Here is a 1,134-nt window from a genome sequence, read left to right on the forward strand (position 1 = left end):
GCCGCGCCATTCATCTCGTTCAGAATCATGGTGACCCATAGATTCAGAACTCTCAGAAAAATGCAACTGTAGTGCTAGGTTCTGTTGACAAAAGACGGTAGCCACAATTTTACGGCTGCGAGGTTAAGAAAGGCGAGGAACGATTTTCTTGTCCTGTCATAGCGTGGGCGATACGTCGTAACTGCTTCAGTTTGTTGAACATCCGCTCGATACGGTTTCGATCCCGATAACGATGGAAGTCGCAGGGAATATCCTCCGTGCGATTTGAACGCGGCGGGATAACAGGAAGAATGCCTCGAAAAAGCAGGTTCTCCCGTATCCTGTCACTATCATATCCCTTGTCGGCCAGAAATCGGCGCGGTGTCACGACCGGCAGGTCCATCAGGGCATCAGCGCCGGAATAATCAGAAATCTCGCCACCCGTCAGGTCGAAGCCGAGAGGGCGGCCCTGACCGTCAGCGCGGGCGTGGATCCTGCTCGTAAAGCCGCCGCGGCTTCGCGACCACAACCTTCCTTGTGTGTCCCCCTTTTGCGCCAGCCGCCTGGCTGTAAGCCCGAACGACCATGCTGTCGATCATGTGCTGCCAGTCATCGGTCAGACCGAGTTCAGCCAGCGTTTCCAGCAGAGCGTCCCAGACGCCCTGTTCTGCCCATCGACGGAACCGCACATAGACCGAGTTCCATTTTCCGTAGCGCTCATGCATGTCCCGCCATGGGCAACCGACACGCAGGACATAAAGCATTCCATTGAGAAACAGACGGTTATCCTGTGCAGGTCGCGACCAACGGCCACGTTCAGGCGGCAGCAGGCCGCCAATGATCGCCCATTCCTCGTCCGTCAGGTCGCCACGCATCCACAGGTCTCCGCAAAGACCAGCGTTGAATCACGTCCAGGCCAGTCTGAGAAGACCTTTTGTCAACAGAATCTAACCAGCATTCCACCCTGACATTTGTCATGGGCGAACGTCAACTCGTCAATGTCGTCAGGCAATACCTGCCAGGCCATGAAAGTATCAACAGGGCCGAAGGTCTGGCCACAATGGGCATTGGCGCAGCGGAAATGGCCGGTGCCGCGGGCCTGCTGGCTGCCCCTGAGCCGCTGCTGAGCAAGGTTGGCGGCATTGCGCTTGCGGC

General features: G+C 57.0%; 1 pseudogene. It reads right to left on the reverse strand.

The annotated features are described in order from the left end of the window. Positions 1–166 precede the first annotated feature (166 nt). Positions 167–854: pseudogene (locus MSKU9_RS18975) on the reverse strand (IS5 family transposase); the annotation flags it as partial. Between the last annotated feature and the right edge of the window lie 280 nt (positions 855–1,134).

Source organism: Komagataeibacter diospyri, from assembly GCF_006538165.1.
Lineage (GTDB): Bacteria > Pseudomonadota > Alphaproteobacteria > Acetobacterales > Acetobacteraceae > Komagataeibacter > Komagataeibacter diospyri.